The following is a 17878-nucleotide window of genomic DNA, read 5'->3' as shown; positions in this document are numbered from 1 at the left end:
ACGGTAGCTGTGGAGGACGGCGCTGTGAACCCCCGAGTTCCCAGGAGAGGCCCATGCCGGGACGAGCCCGTTCCCGTTCCCCGCTGCAGGAAGCGCTCGAGGCCGCCGTGTCCGGCGAAGTGGCCGGCGACCCCGCCACCCTGGCGACGCACTCCACCGACGCGTCGAACTACCGGCACGTCCCGCTGCTGGTGGTGCGGCCCCGGAGCGCCGAAGACGTCATCACGGCGCTCGAGGTCTGCGCCGAGCACGAAGCGCCGGTCCTGCCCCGCGGGGCGGCGACGAGCATCGGCGGCCAGGCGGCCAACCGCGCCGTGATCCTCGATTTCACGCGCCACCTCAACCGCGTACTGGAACTCGACCCGGCGGGCCGCACCGCGCGCGTCGAACCCGGTCTGGTCCTCGACGACCTGCGCGAGCTCGCCGCACCGCACGGGCTGACCTTCGGCCCGGACCCGTCGACGCACAGCCGCTGCACGCTCGGCGGCATGATCGGCAACAACGCCTGCGGCTCGCACTCCGTGGCGTGGGGCAAGACGGTCGACAACGTGCGCCGGCTGGAGATCGCCCTCCGTGACGGCACGCGGCTGGAGGTCGGCCCGACCTCGCCCGAGGAGCTCGAGAGCTGGTGCGCACGCGACGATTCGGCCGGCCGGCTGTACCGGGCCCTGCGCGACTTGCGCGATGAATACCTGGCCGACATCCGCCTCGGTTACCCGATGCTGCCGCGGCGAGTCTCGGGCTACAACCTCGAGCACCTGTTGCCCGAGAACGGGTTCGACGTGGCCAAGGCACTGGTCGGAACCGAGGGCACCTGCGCGACGGTGCTGAGCGCCGTGGTCGACCTGGCCCCGGCGCCCGCGGCACGAGCCCTCGCCGTGCTGGGTTTCGGCAGCAGCGTCGAAGCCGCCGACGCGGTGCCGGACCTGCTCGACCTGCCGGTGCTGACCGTGGAGGGCATCGAAACCGGCCTGGTGGCAGCGCTCGACGCGCGCAAGCCCGGTGAGTGCAGCGAACTGCCCGAGGGCAACGCCTGGCTGTACCTCGAAACCGGCGGTGGCTCAGCGGCCGAAGCGCGGGAGGCGGCGCAGCGGGTCGCCACCCGCGCCGGGCGGATCGGCGCGAGCGTGCTCGTGGTCGACGAGCCCGCGGAGCAGCGCAAGCTCTGGCGCATCCGGGAAGAGGGGGCCGGTCTCGCGACGCGGCTGGCCGACGGCTCCGAGGCGTGGTCGGGCTGGGAAGACGCCGCGGTCCCACCGGACCGGCTCGGCGCCTACTTGCGGGAATTCGAGCTGCTGCTGGAAAAACACGGCCGCAAGGGCGTGGTCTACGGGCACTTCGGCGACGGCTGCCTGCACGTGCGCATCGATTTCCCGTTGGCCGCACCGCAAGCGCGGCAGGCCTACCGGGCCTTCCTCACCGACGCGGCGGAGCTCGTGGTGGCCCACGGCGGATCGCTGTCCGGTGAACACGGCGACGGCCAGGCGCGCGCCGAGCTGCTGCCGTTGATGTTCCCGCCGCGCCTGCTGCGGGCGTTCGCCGAGTTCAAGGCGGCGTTCGACCCCGGGAACGGGATGAATCCGGGCCGGGTCGTCGATCCCGCGCCGCTCGACGCCGATCTGCGCACCGTCGTCGCGCCGCCGGTCCTGCCGACCCGCGCCCGCCTGGCCCTGCACGCGGACGGCGGTGACCTGGCCGCGGCGTCGCGGCGCTGCGTCGGGGTGGGCAAGTGCGTGTCCGCGTCCGGCGGGGTGATGTGCCCGAGCTACCGGGCCACCGGGCAGGAGGAGCACTCGACCCGCGGTCGGGCGCGGCTGCTGTTCGAGCTGCTGGCCGGTGACGTCATCACCGACGGCTGGCGTTCGGCCGAGGTCCGCGACGCGCTCGACCTCTGCCTCGGCTGCAAGGCCTGCAAGTCCGACTGCCCGGTCGGCGTGGACATGGCGTCCTACCGGGCCGAATTCCTCAGCCGGCACTACGAGCACCGCGTGCGCCCGATGGCGCACTACACGATGGGCGCGCTGCCCCGGTGGCTGCGCCTGGGTGCGCCGTTCGCGCGCGGGATCAACGCGGTGACGGCCGGCCCGTTGCGGCCCTTGCTCAACCGCCTCGGCGGGATCGCGGCCGAACGCGAGCTGCCGGCACTGGCGGCACCCACGTTCCGTTCGTGGTTCCGCCGCCGGGAGAGTCCACATCGGACGCCGGCGAGGTCCCCGGTCGTGCTGTGGCCCGACACCTTCACGAACTTCTTCGACCCGCAGGTCGGCCGCGACGCGGTGGCGGTGCTCGAAGCGCTCGGGCACGAGGTGCTCGTCCCCGCCCGCCCCGTCTGCTGCGGTCTCACCTGGCACAGCACCGGGCAGCTGCCGGCTGCGCGCCGCGTGCTGCGCCGTTCGCTCGACGCGCTGGAACCCTGGCTGCGGGAAGGCATTCCGGTGCTGGGGCTGGAGCCGAGCTGCACCGCGGCGCTGCGGGAGGACAGCCCGGAGCTGCTCCCCGGCGATCCGCGGACCGGGCTGCTGCGCGCCAGCGTCCGCACCTTCGCCGAACACGTGGCCGAGGCGCACCTGCCCGCGATGACGAAGACCGAGGACCGCGTGCTCACCCAGGTCCACTGCCACCAGCACGCCGACCTCGGGCACGACGCCGACGCGCGGCTGCTCGGCCGGCTCGCGGAGCACTCGAAAGTGCTGCGCGAGGGGTGCTGCGGGCTGGCGGGGAACTTCGGGTTCCAGCGCGGCCACTACGACGTGTCCGTCGCCGTGGCCGAGCACCAGCTGCTCCCGGCGCTGCGGGCCGCGCCCGAAGGCACCGTCGTGCACGCCGACGGCTTCAGCTGCCGCACGCAGATCCGGCAGCTGTCCGGGCACCGGCCCGTCCACCTCGCGTCGCTGACCGCGCGGGCGCTGGGCGTCAGTGCGCGCTGAGCCGGCCCGGCGGCAGGAACGGCGCGATCTCCGCCGCCGCGGCGACCGCCCGTGCACCCAGCTCGGGAATCCGGTCCTTCGGCAGGCGCACCGTGGGCACCTGGATGACCACGGCCGCGCGGGCCAGCCCGCGATCGTCGAGCACACCGGCGCCGACGCACCGCACGCCGTCGACGTTCTCCTCGTCGTCGATGCTGTAGCCGCGCTCGCGCGTCTCGGCCAGCTCGCGGGCGAGGTCGGCGCGGGTGGCGAGCGTGTGCGAAGTGACGGCGGTCAGCTGCTCCGGCAGGTTCGCGAGGTAGGCCTCCGCGTCGGGCGAGTGCGCGAGGATGACCTTGCCCGACGCCGTGGCGTAGAGGGGGAACCGCGCGCCCGGGTGCTGCTCGAACCGCAGCGGCAGCGTGGACTGCGCGCGCAGCAGCACGACCGACTCGGTGCCCTCGCGGATCGTGAGGTTGACCGATTCGCCCGTGTCCGCGTTGACCTGTTCGATCACGGGCAGCGCGCGGTGCAGGCCGTGCACCCGCTGGGCCGCCTGGCCGAGCAGGATCGCGCCGGGACCGAGGTGGTAGCTGTCGGTGCGCGGGTTGTGGGTCACGAGGCCGTCGGCACTCAGCGCGCCGACGACGCGGTAGGTCGTGCCCGTGGTGAGGTCGAGCTTGCGGGCGATGGCCGAGAGCGACAGCTCGCCGCCTTCGTCCTTGAGCAGCCTCAGAACTCCGAGTGCACGCCGGATGGCCTGGGTTCCGGCGGGTGGCTGTGCTCCGGTCTGGTTCACCTGGGTTCCGTCGTCGTCGCGCGGGGGGTCCGAGCCAGGTTAACGCGAGCCGGGAACGGCCCGCTGCCACGGAGTCACGACAGGGCCGTCGTCACCCCGGAGATCAGCACGAGGATCGCGACGACCTTCGCGAACGCCCGGCGCGGGATCGCCCCCGACACCGCGCTGCCCAGCTGGTTGCCGGCGATGGCCGCGGCCAGGAGCACCGGCAGCGCCGGGAAGAGACCGTGGCGGGGCAATCCGCCGGTCACCGCGAGCGTGACCAGCGAGATCGAGTTCGTGCAGAGGAAGTAGCACGCGAGGTTCGCGATGAACACGCGCACGGGCAGGTCCACGCGGCCCAGCAGCGCCGCGACCGGCGGGCCGTTCAGGGAGACCGAGGTGGCCAGGTATCCGCTGAACAGCCCGGTCACCACGTGCGGGACCGGCCCCGGGCCGGTGGACGTGCGGTCGCCGGCGGGGAGCAGCAGGAGCAGCCCGAGCAGCGTGACGAGCACGCCGGCCCCGATCCGCAGCGCGTGGACCGGGATCGCGCCGACGGTCAGCGCACCCAGCACGGCACCGGGTGCGCTGCCCGCCAGCAGCAGCCCGACCCGCCGCGGTTCGACCTCGCGCCACGACCGGCCCACGACGAGCAGGCGCGACACCAGCGTCGCCGAGAGGTTCGCGGTCACGACCACCGGCACGTCGTACCCGAGCAGCAGCAGCCCGGGGGTGGACAACAGCGAAGCGGCGAACCCCGTGGCGCCGCCGACGAGCGCGGACACGCCCATGACCAGGGCGGAGAGGAGCAGGGTCATTCAGCGGCCACCGGCGAAATCGGGAACGTCCACCACCCCATCTTGCGGGTGGTGGACGCGGGCCGTCCTCCCGCCCCGCTCAGCCGTCGATCTTGGAGGGATGCCTCGCCAGCGGAGTCACGTGGATGTCCATGAACGGGAACAGCGGCAGGTTGCTCAGGATCCCGTGCAGCTCGTCGTTGTCCTCGACGTCGAACACGGAGAAGTTGGCGTACTCACCGGTGATCCGCCAGATCTGCGGCCACTTCCCCTTGCGCTGCAGCTCCTGGCTGTAGGCCTTCTCGCGGGCGATCAGGTCGTCGCGGGCCGGGGCCGGGAGGTCCGGCGGCAGGCGGACGTCCATGCGTACGTGGAAGAGCATCGCGTCACGCCCGGTCGAGGACGAAGCCGTAGTCGATGGTCTCGCCGTCTCCGGCGGGTTTCGGGTCGAGCATGAGCTCCGGCTTCACGGCCGAGGCGATGTCATCGGTGTTGTGGACGTCACCCGGGAAGTACAGCTGGGCCGTCAGCAGTTCGTGGCCCGGGGCCGACACCTTTACGTGCAGGTGGGCCGGGCGCCAGGCGTGCCAGCCGGCGGCGGCGATCAGTTTGCCGCACGCCCCGTCGGTCGGGATCTGGTACGGCGCGGGCCGGACGGTGTGGATCTCGAAGCGGCCCGAGTCGTCGGCGGTGAAGGAGGCGCGCAGGTTCCACTCCGGCAGGTCCGGGGCGAACTGCGAGTACAGGCCCTCGGCGTCGGCGTGCCAGAGTTCGACCTTCGCGCCCGCCAGCGGGGTGCCGTCGGTCGAGGTCACGGCGCCGGTCCAGACCAGGGGAGTGCCGGGCTCGTCCGCGCGCATCGGCACGGTGCCGGTGGCGCCCTGTTCGGGCGCGCCGGGCACGTAGTACGGGCCCTCGATGGTGCCCTTGTTGCCCCTGCGGTGCCCGGTCGCGACCTCTTCGACGACGTGCTCGACCCACACGTCGAGGAACAGCGGCCACTCGCCGTCCTCGCCGACGCTGATCAGCCACGACTTGAGCGCGTTGTACTCGGCGTAGGTGACCTTCTGCTCGCGGATCGTCGCGTGCACGGCCTCCAGGACGGAGCGGGCGAGCTGGCTCACGCGTTCCTTCGGCGTGTCCGCGACGCCGGTGGTCTTGTCGGTCTTGAACCGCTCGGTGGCGCTGGCGCCCGAAGCGGCGGCGGTCGGTTCGTGGTGGGTGGTCGTCACGGGAATCCTCCTTGATCCTCAGTGCTGTCCGGCTGCTGATCCGCTGACGGTTGCTCAGCGGTCCTGGCGGTACAGCTCGAGCTTTTCCGGGTCGAGTTCGGCGCCGAGCCCGGCGCCGGGGCGGACGGTGACCTCACCGTCGGAGATGGTGAGCGGTTCGGCGAGCAGGTCGTCGGCCATGTCGAGGAAGTTGGACAGCTCACCGGGCCGGCGCGAGGTGAGCCGGAAAGCCGCTCCGAACGCGACAGTGCACAGTGAACCCAGCTGGCCGTCGATCTGGTTGCCCATCACCACTTCCAGGCCGAGGCCCTCGGCGAGGTGGTGGGTGCGTTGCGACTGCGTGAACCCGGTGCGCGCGGTCTTGATGCTGATCGCCGTGGCCGAACCGCCCAGGATCTCGCGCGTGACGTCGGCGGGCGTCACTGCGGACTCGTCGGCGATGAACGGCACGTCGAGCTGCGAGACGAGCCAGCGGCGGCCCAGCACGTCGTCGGCCGGGCAGAGCTCCTCGGCGAACAGCAGCCCGAGATCGGCCATCTCGTGCATCGCCCGCGCGGACTCCGCGGCCGTCCAGCCGCGGTTGCCGTCGACGTAGAGGTCCACCGAGTCGCCGAACGTCTCGCGCAGCGCCCGCACCACGGCGGTGTCGAGCGAGACCGGCCGGCGCCCGACCTTCACCTTGAACGACGTGATGCCGTAGGACTCTCGGATGCGCGACGCCTCGGCGACCATCGCCGCCGGTTCGTCGAACCCGAGCATGTGGGTCACGCGCATCCGGTCGGTGTAGCCGCCCAGCAGTTCGGTCACCGACACGTCGAGCGTGCGGCCCAGCGCGTCCCACAACGCCATGTCCAGCGCGGACTTCGCGGCCGGGTTGCCCACGGTCCGGGCCAGCCGCGCGTGCACGGTCTCGCGCTCCAGCAGGCTCAGCCCCACGACCTGCGGCGCGAAGATGTTCTCGAGCACCGCGACGATCCCGGCCTGGGTCTCGCCGTAGGTGAACGGCCGCGGCGGGGCTTCGGCGATCCCGACGACGCCGTCGTCGGTGTGCACCCGCACGAGCACGTGCTCGGCGGTGCGCACCTCGCCCGAGGCGAACCGCAACGGTTTCCGATAGGGGATGGCGAACGGGATCGCCTCCACCTGAGTGATCTTCACCTGGTCACCTCGGCTGTGGAACGAGTGGGAAAGACGTCTTCGAGCACCTCCAGCACGGCACCGACGAGCGGCGACGCGTGCTCGCGGTGCCAAGCGAGCGCGAGCTGCACGCATTCGGCACCGGCGAGGTCGCGGAACACGACCCCGCCCAGGGGCAGCGAACGGGCCGACGCGGGCACCACGCCGATCCCGAGCCCGCCCGCGACGAGCGCGAGCAGCACCGCCGTGCTGGCGGCTTCGTGCTCCCGGCGCGGCGCGAACCCGGCGGTGCGGCAGCTGCGCAGCACCGCGTCGTTGACCACGGAGTCCTTGCCCGCGTAGGCGATGAAGCCCTCCGTGCGCAGGTCCGCCGTCGCGACGATCGGCTCGACGGCCAGGCGGTGGTCGGCGGGCACCGCCAGCACGAGCGGCTCGCTCTCGATGACCCGCACGGCGAGACCCTCACCGGGCACCGGCGGGCGCAGCAGCCCGAGGTCGAGCGTGCCGCTGCGCAGCCCGGCGCACTGCGCGGGCGTCAGCAGGTCGGCGTGGACCTCCAGCTCGACCTGCGGCAGCCGGTGCTGCAGCGTGCGGGCGAGCTGGGGCAGGTGCGAGAACGCGGCCGTGCCGGTGAACCCGATGCGGGCCAGGCCCATCCGGCCGTCGCTGATGCGCCGGACCGCACGCACGCCGTTGTCCACGCCCTCGAGCACCCGGCGCGCCTCGGCGAGGAAGAACTCCCCGGCCGGGGTGAGCCGGACCTGCCGGGTGGTGCGGGTGAGCAGCACGACGCCGAGCTCGCCCTCCAGCTGGCGCACCGCGTGCGAGAGCGCCGGCTGCGCCATGTGCAGGGCCTCGGCCGCGCGGCCGAAGTGGCACGTCTCGGCGACGGCGGCGAAGTAGCGCAGGTGCCGCAGTTCCATCCCGTGCCTCCTCACCGGCGTCCGTCGGATTGATTCACGGTAAGTCCGGATATTGCGCCGACACAAAGACCGATTCATGCCGGACTCATAAGCGCGGTCGATCAATGCCACCCTGGCCCAGGACTGGGTGTTCGCCTGGGGTGGCGCACCCCGCCGTCTGTCAAGGTCCTGGGTCAAGCCGCGGCGGACGAGGGGGCCGCCGCGGGCCGGTCAGAGCCGATCGAAGCCGAGGAGGACCCATGACCGAGCCGCTGGAACGCGTTTCCGCCGTCGTCGCGGACGCGGTGGTCGAGGACCCGGCCGCGGGCGTGTACCGCGCGAACCGCCGGATCTTCACCGACGAGGAGCTCTTCGAGCTCGAGCTGAAGCACATCTTCGAGGGCAACTGGCTCTACCTCGCCCACGAGAGCCAGGTGCCCGAACCCGGGGACCAGTCGCCCGACGGCCTGGAAGTGCTGCGCGGCGCGTCCACCTACACCTACAACGGCAACTGGAAGGTGCAGGCGGAGAACGGTGCCGACGGCTACCACGTCACGGCCACGCACTGGAACTACGCGGCCACCACGGCGAGGCGCACCACGGGTGAGTCGCAGAACGACACCAAAACCCTCGACGCCGGCAGCTGGGGCAAGTCCGGCTGCGGCTACTGGTCGTTCCCGCACGGGCACCTGTGCCTGTGGACGTGGGCGGGCAACCTGCAGGACCGTCCGCTGTGGAATCGGATGGCGGAGCTGAAGGAGTAGTTCGGCGACGCCAAGGGCGAGTTCATGGTCAAGGGCTCCCGCAAGCTCTGCCTGTACCCCAACGTGTACCTGGTGGACCAGTTCTCCACGCAGATCCGGCACTTCCGCCGGATCGCGCCCGACAAGACCGAGGTGACGATCTACTGCATCGCGCCGAACTACCTGATCAGGCAGCTGCCCGGCCGGCTCGCCCGTGCCCTCGTCGCCGAAACCCGCGCCGACTCCGCCGGCGTGCTGCGCGCCCTGCACCCGCTCACGCGCCCGCGACTGCCGTCCGGCGTGGACGAACCCGGCCACTGGCCGTGGCACGACGTGCACGCCCACGCCCTGATCCTCACCGGCCGCCTCGACGAGGCCGACGCTTTCCTCACCCCGCACGAGCGGCTCGCGGAAAAGCGCGAGCACGTTTCGGCGCGAGCCCGCCTGGCCTCGGCTCGCGGCCGGCTCCTGGGCGCCCGCAACGACCTCGCCGGTGCCACCGCCGCGTTCGACGAAGCTCGCGAGCTGATCGCCACGCTGCCCCTGCGCTACGACCGGGCCCGCATCGACTTCGCCCACGGCCAGACCCTGCGCCGCCTCGGCCGCCGCGCCCGCGCCGACACCGCGCTGACCGCCGCCCGCGAAGGCTTCGCCACACTGGGCGCGGCGACCTACGTCGCCCGCTGCGACCGCGAACTCAAGGCCGGCGGCGTCCACGTCCCCCGCGCCGACCACGGTGACCTGACGCCGCAGGAGGAAGCGGTCGTGCAGCTCGTCTCACGTGGACTGTCCAACCGGGAGGCCGCGGCGGAGCTGTTCTTGTCCGTGAAGACGGTTCAGTACCACCTGACGCGCGTGTACGGGAAGCTCGGGATCCGCTCCCGCACGGAACTCGCCGCGCGGCGCAACCCGGACGGACCCCGCACCGGCGACTGAGTCACTGGTCCAGGTAGGTCCGGATCACCGAAAAGCGCACGTAGTCGTCGTTGACGTGGACGATCGTGACCGCGACGGGCAGCTCGTTCGCCTGGACGTGGGTGTGGCGCAACCGCAGCACGGGGTGGGCGGGGGAGAGGTCCAGCGCCGCCGCGACGGCGGGCGGGGGCAGCACCGGCCGCACCTGGGCCACGGAGTAGCAGACGGGCAGCCCGGTGTCGATCTCGACGAACTCGAACGTGGAGCTGCGCGGGTCCCGGTCTTCGGGGTGCTCGCCGAGCAGGCCCGCGGGAACGTGGTCGACGCTGTGCACCGCCGGGCGGCCGTCGGCTTCGAAGACGCGCTCGATGCGCAGCGCCCGCGAGCCGGGGGCGACCTCCAGCGAGGCGGCGAGGTCGTCGTCGAGTTCGATCACGCGCTGGCCGACCGTGCGCACTCCCGGCTCGTACCCCGCTTGCCGGAGCAGGTCGACGAACGGGCTCGCGTCGGCGAGGTTGGCGGTGACGCCGATCGCGTGCCGGTTGATGAACGTGCCGTGCCCGTGCAGCCGCCGGATGCGGCCCTCCTTCTGCAGCGAGTGCAGCACCGAGCGCAGCGTCGCCCGGCTGACACCGAGCGCCGCCGTCAGCTCGGCCTCCGACGGCAGCCGGTACCGACCTTCCTCGGCCAACCGGCTGATCGCGGCGCGCAACCGCTCCTTCGTCTGCCGATAGGAATCCGCGGCAACCGACTCGATGCCCGCCCGTCCGGCGGGACCACCTCCGGTCATCGGGACTCCAGCGCGGTGATCACCATCCCCTGATCGTAGTGAACCGGCACCGTTCGGGTGGTGCGCAGCGCCGGTCAACCCGCCGGTCGCAGTCGTGCGCGCCACCGCGGCTCCCACGTCTCCAGCTGCGCGAGCGTCTCCTGCTCGCTCCACTCCGTCAGCCCCGCGAACCGCGCCCAGTTCCCGCCGACGAGGTTCGCCAGGTCGATCCGCGAGATCGGGGCACCCGGATCGGCCACGTCGTTGACGAGCGTCAGCTTCGGCAGCAGCTCCGCGGGTTTGCCGCCGCCCGGGTAGTCGGTGCCCCAGCAGATCCGGGACAGCGGGCAGCCGAGCTGCCGCGCGCGCAGGAGGAACTCGTACAGCTGGTGTTGCGTGCACTTGGTGGCGAACATGCTGAGGTCGAGGTAGGTGTTGTCGTGGCGGGCGACCACCGCGAGGCATTCGTCGACCCACGGGAAGCCCGCGTGGCACACCAGCAGCGGCAAGCCGGGGAACCGCCGGGCGACCTCGTCCAGCGCGCCGGGCCGGCCGTACTCGAACACGGCGTCCTTCGCCGAAGAGGTGCCCATGTGGACCATCACGCCGATGCCCAGCTCCGCGGCCCGCTCGTAGATCGGGAACGCGAGGTCGCGGTCGGCCGGAGCCCAGTGGTCGTACATCGGGTAGAGCTTGAGCCCCTGCAGGCCGAGCTCGGTGACCGCGCGGGTCAGCTCGTCGCGCGCCCACGTGACGCCGCGGAACTTCGGGTTCACCGCGCACATCCCGATCAGCTCGGTGTGCTGCCGGGTCAGGGCGGCGAGGTAGTCGTTGCTCTTGGCGACGTCCAGCGGACCGGGCACGCCGGTCACCCGGCCCAGGTCGATCGTGCCCCGGTCGCCGTACGCGGTGTAGGTGGACGGCGCCACCGCCAGCACCGTCGCCCGGTCCACGCCCGCGCTCACGTGGTCCTCGACGAGGGTGCGCGGGTCGATCGGATCGAGGTCGGCCTCGAGGCCGGCCCAGTCCTCGTCGGTGGCGGGCCGGTAGCCGGGCAGCCGGCCGGCGCGGCGGTGACCCGGCGCGCGCATCTCGCGCACGAACCGCTCGTGCCCCGGCGGCAGCGCGGTGGCCAGCACGTGGTTGTGGCAGTCGATGATCACCGTCGCTCCTCGTCGAACTCCTCGGCCAGGCTCCGCCAGATCGCCCGCTGAAGCCGCTGGAACTCCGGCTCGAACCGGACCTCCTGGAAGTGCCGCGGCCGCTCGAGGCCGATCGTGAACTCCTCCTTGATCGTGCCGGGGCCGCGGCTCATCACGAGCACCCGATCGGCCATCGCCACCGCTTCCTCGACGTCGTGGGTCACGAACACCACGCTCTTGCCGAGCGTCTCCCAGATCGAGAGGAATTCGCCGCCGAGCCGGATGCGCATCTGCGCGTCCAGCGGCCCGAACGGCTCGTCCATGAGGTAGACGCCGGGGTCGTAGGCCAGAGCCCGGGCGATGCCCACCCGTTTGCGCATGCCGCCGGAGAGCTGGTTCGGGTAGCGCTGTTCGAAGGACGTCAACCCGACCAGGTCCACGAGCCGGCGTACCTCCTCGCGCTGCCGTTCGGCGGGAACTCCCTTGAGCGCCAAGGGGAAGCGGATGTTGTCCGCGACGGTTCGCCACGGGAACAGCGCGTCCGACTGGAACACCAGCCCCACACCGTCGGGGACCCCGTCCGGAACCGGGACGCCGTCGAGGAGGATTTCGCCCGTCGTGGCCGGGAGCAGGCCCGCGATGAGCTTGAGCAACGTCGACTTCCCGCAGCCGCTGGGGCCCACGAGCGCGACGAACTCGCCGGCGGCGAGGTCGAGGCTGACGCCGGTCAGCGCGGTGAACCGGCCGTTCGGCGTCCGGTACCCGAGCCCGACCTCGCGCAGGCTCAGCTTCGGCGTGCTCGAACCGGGCGCCGCCACCGCGGCCCCGTCAGTGTCCGTCTTCGTGGTCATCGTGCTCCTCCCGGCTACTTCGCGGGCAGCAGGCTGTCGTCGAAGATGTCCTGAGTGGACGGTACGGGTTTCGTGAGGAACCCGGTGCGCACCAGCAGGTCCGTCGACGAGTTCACCACCGCGTCGTCGGCGTGGAAGCTGTCGGGCACGCTCTTGAGCGCTTCGGTGACGATGGTCTTGAGGTCGGCGTCGCCGATCTGGTACCCCTGCTTCTTCATCCACGTCGTCGCTTGGTCGGGGTTCGCCTTGGCCTGCCGCGAAGCCTCGCTCATCGCGGCCAGGAAGGTCTTCAAGAGATCTTGGTGCTCACCGACCCAGTCCTGATCGGCCATCGTGACGATGTCGACGTAACGGTAGTCCGGCTGCTGCCACAGGACCCGGAACTTCCCGGTCCGCAGCAGCTGCAGCGTGTCCGGCTGGCTCGTCATGCCGGCGACGACCTGACCACTGGTCAGCTCGGCCTGCATCGTCGCGCCGGCGCCGCCACTGACGACGGTCAGGTCCTTCTTCGGGTCGAGTCCGGCGTCGAGAGCCGCCTTCTGCAGTTCGGTGTCCGACAGCGTGCCCGGCGCGGTCACCGCGACCTTCTTGCCCTTGAGGTCCTTCACGGTGGCCAGGTCCGGGTCGGTGCGCGCGACCATGAGGTAGGAGAACCGGTCGTTGACGACGCCGTAGGCCTTCATCTTCACCCCGCGCTTCTGCGCGAGCACGACGTGCCCGATGTCGCCCATGAACACGTCCGCGCTGCCGCCGATGAGCGCGTTCGTGGCCGCCGAGCCGCTCGTGACGCAAATCGGCTTGATCGTGATGCCCCGCTTCGCCGCGACGCCGCTGTTGAGGGCGAGCTCTGCCGCGATGGGCGCGAGGCCGCTGCAGAACAGTTCGACGCGGATCGTCTTGCCGTCGCCACCGGCGGCGGAAGATCCGCCGCCGCACGCCGTGAGCACCGCGGCCGCGCCGGCCAGCGCGATCGCGTGGCGGAACCTCGAAAACGTGGTCATCTTGCACTTCCTCTGCTGGAGGGGATCCGGAGGGGATCGGGGAGGTTCAGTGGGTGCCGCGGTGGCGCAGCACCCGGCGTTCCACGAGCGCGATGAGCTGCTCGGCGAGCACGGCGATCACCGTGATGATCACCAGTCCCGCGAAGACGCCGGTCGTGTCGAGCACGTTCGCGGCGTAACCCAGGTAGTAACCGAGCCCCTGGCTCGCCCCGACGAGCTCGGCGATCACCGCGCCGATCAGCGCGAGCGCGATCGACAGGCGGAGGCTCGTCGGGATCCACGGCGCGATGGCGGGCAGGACGGCCCAGCGCAGCCGCGCCGCCCAGGGCGCGCGGAAGCTGCGCGTCATCTCGAGCAGCTCGGGGTCGATCCCGCGCACCCCTTGGTAGGTGTTGTAGAAGGCGACGAAGACGACCATGGTCACGACCATGAAGATCTTCGACTCCAGGCCGATGCCGAACCAGACGATGAACAGCGGCGCGAGCGCGACGCGCGGCAGGCTGTAGAGCGCCATCACATACGGGTAGAACCAGCGGCCCACCGTCCGGGACGACGCGATCAGCACGCCGAGCGCCACCCCGGCGACCATGCCGATCGCCAGCCCGGCGAACGTCTCGACCAGCGTCGTCCCGAGATCGGCCCACAGCGTGCCGGTGCCGATCAGCTCGCCGATCCGCTGCACGATCAGCCACGGGCCGCTCAGCGTGAACGCGCCGAAGACCTGACCGGCGATCTGCCACGCCGCGAGGACGAGCACACCGACACCCAGCTGCCCGCCCCGCACGACGCACCGGTGCCGGCGATCCGCCCGCCGGTCGCGGTCGTCTTGATCCGGTCCGGGGTGGGGTCCGTCCGTGCGCGCGGATGAGCCGTCGACACGACCTGGTGCCACGAGAGCCTCCTGTTCAGACGTCAGACGTCTGACGGACCCTAGGGAGCCGCGTTCTCGTGGCACAAGAGCTCTCAACAGGTGGAAGTCAGGTGGTACAAACCGTTGTGCCGTCCCGGAAGACGGGATCGGCCCGGCAGGGAAGTCCCTGCCGGGCCGATCGCCGGGGTGCTGGTGTGGTGCGGACCCGCTACCGCACTTCGCCGAGCTTCCCCGTGGCGACGTCGAACACGAACCCGCGCACTGAGTCCGTGCGCGGAACGAAGGGGCTCGCCTGGATGCGGGCGACCGATTGCCGGACGTCGCCCTCGAGGTCGTCGAAAGCCTCGGCGGCCCAGGCGGGTTTGAGACCGGTTTCGTCCTGAATGGACTTCCTGAACCCGTCGTCGGTGAACGTGAGCATGCCGCAGTCGGTGTGGTGGATGAGGATGATCTCCTCGGTGGGGAGCAGGCGCTGGCTGATGGCCGGCGAACGGATCTCGTCCTCGGTGACCACGCCGCCGGCGTTGCGGATCACGTGCGCTTCGCCCTCGTTGAGCCCGAGGATGCCGTACACGTTCAGGCGCGTGTCCATGCAAGCGAGGACCGCCAGCTTCTTGCCGGGCGGCAGCGGAAGCGGGCCCGTGAACGTCTCGGCGTAGCGGGCGTTGGTGGCCAGCAGTTCGTCGGTGACCGACATGACGGCCCCTTTCGTCGGTGGTCCGGGCCGGTCGAGTCGACCGCCGCCGTCCGTTGTCCGCAAGGGCGTCCAGGTCGTGGAAGCCCGGTGGGCGATCGGTGCCCGCCCGGGCCGTAAGAGCGAGGCGTCGGCACGGGCGGGCTCGACGGGTCTGGCCGACGTGCCCGGCGCGTCACGCTTCGCTGAGGGCCGTGAGTGAATAGCCGGCCGTGCGTTTGTAGTTCGTGAGGATCGCGTCCAGTTCGGACTCGGTGATCACCTCGCCGATGGTGTCGAACGGGCGGTCGCCCGTGCGTTCGTAGACCTCGCGCAGGATGGCGTCCGGCGGGTTGGTGCGGTTGGCCCGCACGACGGCCGCGGTGGCGGGGCGGCGCAGCTGCTCGTAGGCGGCGAAGGCGTCGGGGATGGTGGCGTGGGTCCGCAGGGCTTTCGCGAGCGCGGCGGCGTCGAGGATGGCCTGGCCGCCGCCGTTGGAGCCGCGCGGGACCATGGGGTGGGCGGCGTCGCCGAGGAGCGTGACGCGGGCGGTGCCCCACCACGGCAGCGGGTCCTGGTCGACCATCGGGTACTCGAGGACCGATTCGGCGCCGCGCAGCAGGGCGGGCACGTCGAGCCAGTCGAAGTGCCAGTCGGCGAAGTGACCGAGGAAGTCTTCCGCGCGACCGGCCCGGTTCCAGTCGCGGCCGGTGTGCTGCGGGGTCTCGATCTCGACGACCCAGTTCACGAGCTGGCGGCCGGCCGCGTCCACGGCGTCGCGGATCGGGTAGACCACCAGCTTGCCGGTGGCGAGCCAGCCGGCGCGGATCATGCTGGCGCCCGAGCGGATCGGCTCGTGCACGGTGACCCCGCGCCACATGGTGTAACCGGAGTAGACGGGCTCGCCCTCGTCGGGGTGCAGCTGCTTGCGGATCGCCGAGTGGATGCCGTCGCACCCGACCACGGCGGCGGCGCGTTGCGTGGTCGTGGTGCCGTCGGGGAGGGCGAAGGTGAGGGTGACGCCGGTGCTGTCTTCGGCGGCGTCGACGCAGGTGTGCCCGGTGACGAGGGCGTCCGGGCCGAGCCTCGCCCGGACCGCATCAGCCAGGACCGCCTGCAGGTCGCCGCGGTGGATGGAGAACTGCGGCCAGCGGTAGCCCGCGGCCACGCCGGTGGGCTCGGTGTGGATGTGCTGGCCGAAGCGGTTGAAGAACACCGACTCCCGCGTGCTCACCGCGGCCGCGGACAGCTGCGGGAGCAGGCCGAGCCGGTCGAGCTGCCGGGTGGCGTGGGGCAGCAGGTTGATCCCGACGCCGACGGCCGAGAGCCGGGGTACCGACTCGAACACCCGGCATTCGACACCGGCCGCGTGCAGTTCGAGCGCCAGCGCCAGGCCGCCGATACCACCGCCGACGATCGCGACGGGCACGGTCATGGGTCCTCCGTTCAATTCCATCGAGCGTGTTCCTCCGCCGCGGGCCGCGGCGTCGGCGGCACGAGGTCTTCGCGCCGCGTCCACGGAGGACGCAGGCCGGCGGCGAAGCCCTCGTGGTGCCGGTCGAGCGCTGGTTCCGGCGAGGTCACGCGGGAACCTCTTGTTGTGGTTCCGCCGCACCGACGGCGGCGGCGTTGCGGTCGGTCACGAACGACGTGCTCACGACGGCGAGCGCGGCGGCGACGGCGACCGCGAAGAACAGCGCCGAGGTGCCGCCGAAGGCGCCCAGGAGCGAGCCGCCGATGGTCGGGCCGAGGATGCCACCGACGCGGCCGAAGCCGAGCATCAGGCCGGCGCCGGTACCGCGGGCGCGGACGGGATAGGTGATGGCGCAGACGTTGTTGAGCAGGAACTGGCCGCCGATGATGCACAGGCCGGCCGCGGCGACGGCGATGACGTCCACGGCCGTGCCCCCGGCCAGCGCGATCACGATCGCGGCCACCACACCGAGGGCGCACCACAGCATCAGGCTGCGGCGCGCGCCGAGCCAGCGGTCGGCGACGAACCCGCCGAGCACCGCGCCGACGATCGACGTGCCCTGCAGCACCGCGCCGAAGCCGAAGCCCGCGGCGAAGCCGTGGCCGCGTTCGATCATCAGCTCCGGCGTCCAGGCGGAGAGGCCGTAGACGTTGAACAGCAACAGGAACGACGAGACCCACAGCGCGATCGTGCGCACGCGGTAGCGCGAGGACAGGACGAGCTTCAGGTCGCGCGTCGGCGGATGGGCGGCGACGACGAGACCGCGGGCTTCGTACAGGGCAACGCGATCGGGGCGGATCTTGCCCAGCAGCCGGATCGCGTCGGGTGTGCGGCCGTGCGCCACCAGGTATTCCACGGATTCCGGGAACACCACGAGGTAGATCAGCCCGAGCACCAGCGCGCCGCCGCCGACGTAGAACAGCGATTGCCAGTTGCCGCCGCTGGTCAGTGAAACGCCGAGCAGGGCGGCCAGCACGCCGCCGAGGGCGAACCCGGTGCCGCCGAGCACGGCCAGCCGGTGGTGCACGCGGTTCGGCAGGTATTCGTTCACGTACGCCGTGCCCAGCGGCAGCAGCACGCCCAAACCGAGACCGGTCAGGGCGCGCAGCGTGATGAACGACGCGTACGAAGTGCCGAACGCCCCGGTCAGCACGCTGAAGCCGCCGGAGATGAGCAGGCCGGCGATGAGCGTGGGCCGGCGGCCGATGCGGTCGGCGACCACACCGTGCACCACCGAGCCGACGGCGAAGCCGATGAGCCCGGAGGAGACGAGGAACCCGACCTGGCCTTCGGACAGGTGCCAGGGCTTGGCGACGAAGTGGATGACGTACGACGGGATGAGCGTGTCGTAGCCGTCGAACAGGGTCGCGAGCGCGACCAGGCCGACGATCAGCCAGTGGAACGGTCGAAGCGGCGCGGCACCGAGTTCGGTGCGCGCGTCCGGTGTGGAGTCAGGCGCGGGGACAGGCACGGGGAACCTCCCGGCGGGCAGCGTTGCCCGGTGGACTGGGACCCCGGAACCGTAAGCACGAATCCCGGCCAGGAGAATCGAGGTGTTCTACAATTCTTTCGTGCAGAACAAACCCGGGTAAGTGATGTCTCGTAACTGATGCTGTTGTTGGTGTTGCTGGGTGTTGCGGTCAGCCAGCGAGGAGGATGTTGTGCAAGTGTGCGATTCCGGAGA

Annotated in this window: 16 protein-coding genes and 1 pseudogene; 3 read left to right on the top strand and 14 right to left on the bottom strand. The window is 71.6% G+C overall.

Going from position 1 to position 17878, the window contains the following annotated elements; translation table 11 throughout:
* Positions 1–53: 53 nt before the first annotated feature.
* Entirely contained in the window at positions 54–2927 is a 2874-nt protein-coding gene (locus ACIA77_RS44160; RefSeq protein ID WP_395892151.1) for an FAD-binding and (Fe-S)-binding domain-containing protein, read from the top strand.
* On the opposite strand, the gene ACIA77_RS44155 is transcribed toward ACIA77_RS44160, so the two are convergent.
* The 6 genes from ACIA77_RS44155 to ACIA77_RS44130 form a co-directional block, all read right to left on the bottom strand.
* On the bottom strand, positions 2914–3705 hold the full coding sequence (locus ACIA77_RS44155) for an IclR family transcriptional regulator (RefSeq protein WP_395892150.1): 792 nt from the start codon (positions 3703–3705) through the stop codon (positions 2914–2916). The genes ACIA77_RS44160 and ACIA77_RS44155 overlap by 14 nt on opposite strands.
* 74 nt (positions 3706–3779) lie before the next feature.
* A complete protein-coding gene (locus tag ACIA77_RS44150; RefSeq protein ID WP_395892149.1) occupies positions 3780–4505 on the bottom strand; it encodes a sulfite exporter TauE/SafE family protein in 726 nt (241 codons plus the stop codon).
* A gap of 79 nt (positions 4506–4584) precedes the next feature.
* The gene (catC, locus tag ACIA77_RS44145; RefSeq protein ID WP_395892148.1) at positions 4585–4866 is read right to left on the bottom strand and encodes a muconolactone Delta-isomerase; all 282 of its coding nucleotides are present in this window, start codon (positions 4864–4866) and stop codon (positions 4585–4587) included.
* Positions 4867–4870: 4 nt separating this feature from the next.
* Entirely contained in the window at positions 4871–5716 is an 846-nt protein-coding gene (gene catA, locus ACIA77_RS44140) for a catechol 1,2-dioxygenase (RefSeq protein WP_395892147.1), read from the bottom strand.
* A gap of 54 nt (positions 5717–5770) precedes the next feature.
* Entirely contained in the window at positions 5771–6874 is a 1104-nt protein-coding gene (locus ACIA77_RS44135) for a mandelate racemase/muconate lactonizing enzyme family protein (protein ID WP_395892146.1), read from the bottom strand.
* A complete protein-coding gene (locus ACIA77_RS44130; RefSeq protein WP_395892145.1) occupies positions 6871–7776 on the bottom strand; it encodes a LysR substrate-binding domain-containing protein in 906 nt (301 codons plus the stop codon). The genes ACIA77_RS44135 and ACIA77_RS44130 overlap by 4 nt, the downstream gene beginning before the upstream one ends.
* A 239-nt stretch (positions 7777–8015) precedes the next feature.
* On the opposite strand from ACIA77_RS44130, the pseudogene ACIA77_RS44125 reads away from it, so the two are divergent.
* A pseudogene (locus ACIA77_RS44125) lies at positions 8016–8675 on the top strand (SRPBCC family protein); the annotation flags it as partial.
* Entirely contained in the window at positions 8652–9434 is a 783-nt protein-coding gene (locus ACIA77_RS44120) for a LuxR C-terminal-related transcriptional regulator (protein WP_395892213.1), read from the top strand. The pseudogene ACIA77_RS44125 and the gene ACIA77_RS44120, both read left to right, overlap by 24 nt.
* Position 9435: 1 nt before the next feature.
* Here ACIA77_RS44120 and ACIA77_RS44115 read toward each other — a convergent pair whose 3' ends face one another.
* From ACIA77_RS44115 to ACIA77_RS44080, 8 genes are all read right to left on the bottom strand, one after another.
* Entirely contained in the window at positions 9436–10203 is a 768-nt protein-coding gene (locus ACIA77_RS44115) for a GntR family transcriptional regulator (protein ID WP_395892144.1), read from the bottom strand.
* Positions 10204–10277: 74 nt separating this feature from the next.
* The gene (locus ACIA77_RS44110) at positions 10278–11345 is read right to left on the bottom strand and encodes an amidohydrolase family protein (protein ID WP_395892143.1); all 1068 of its coding nucleotides are present in this window, start codon (positions 11343–11345) and stop codon (positions 10278–10280) included.
* Positions 11342–12175, bottom strand: a complete 834-nt coding sequence (locus tag ACIA77_RS44105; RefSeq protein WP_395892142.1) for an ABC transporter ATP-binding protein — start codon at positions 12173–12175, stop codon at positions 11342–11344. Before ACIA77_RS44105 ends, ACIA77_RS44110 begins: the two co-directional genes overlap by 4 nt.
* A gap of 14 nt (positions 12176–12189) precedes the next feature.
* Positions 12190–13176, bottom strand: coding sequence for an ABC transporter substrate-binding protein (locus ACIA77_RS44100; protein WP_395892141.1), 987 nt, complete (start codon positions 13174–13176; stop codon positions 12190–12192).
* Between the two features lie 46 nt (positions 13177–13222).
* Positions 13223–13960 (bottom strand): ABC transporter permease, encoded by a 738-nt coding sequence (locus ACIA77_RS44095; protein WP_395892140.1) that lies wholly within the window; start codon positions 13958–13960, stop codon positions 13223–13225.
* A gap of 295 nt (positions 13961–14255) precedes the next feature.
* On the bottom strand, positions 14256–14744 hold the full coding sequence (locus tag ACIA77_RS44090; RefSeq protein WP_395892139.1) for a beta-class carbonic anhydrase: 489 nt from the start codon (positions 14742–14744) through the stop codon (positions 14256–14258).
* A gap of 172 nt (positions 14745–14916) precedes the next feature.
* Positions 14917–16155 (bottom strand): flavin-dependent oxidoreductase, encoded by a 1239-nt coding sequence (locus ACIA77_RS44085; RefSeq protein WP_395892138.1) that lies wholly within the window; start codon positions 16153–16155, stop codon positions 14917–14919.
* A gap of 145 nt (positions 16156–16300) precedes the next feature.
* Positions 16301–17665: an MFS transporter gene (locus tag ACIA77_RS44080; RefSeq protein WP_395892137.1), complete on the bottom strand. Its 1365-nt coding sequence runs from the start codon at positions 17663–17665 to the stop codon at positions 16301–16303.
* Positions 17666–17878 lie beyond the last annotated feature (213 nt).

It is taken from the genome of Amycolatopsis sp. NPDC051903 (genome assembly GCF_044452505.1).
GTDB lineage: Bacteria > Actinomycetota > Actinomycetes > Mycobacteriales > Pseudonocardiaceae > Amycolatopsis.
This window is presented reverse-complemented; position numbering and strand designations above follow the sequence as displayed.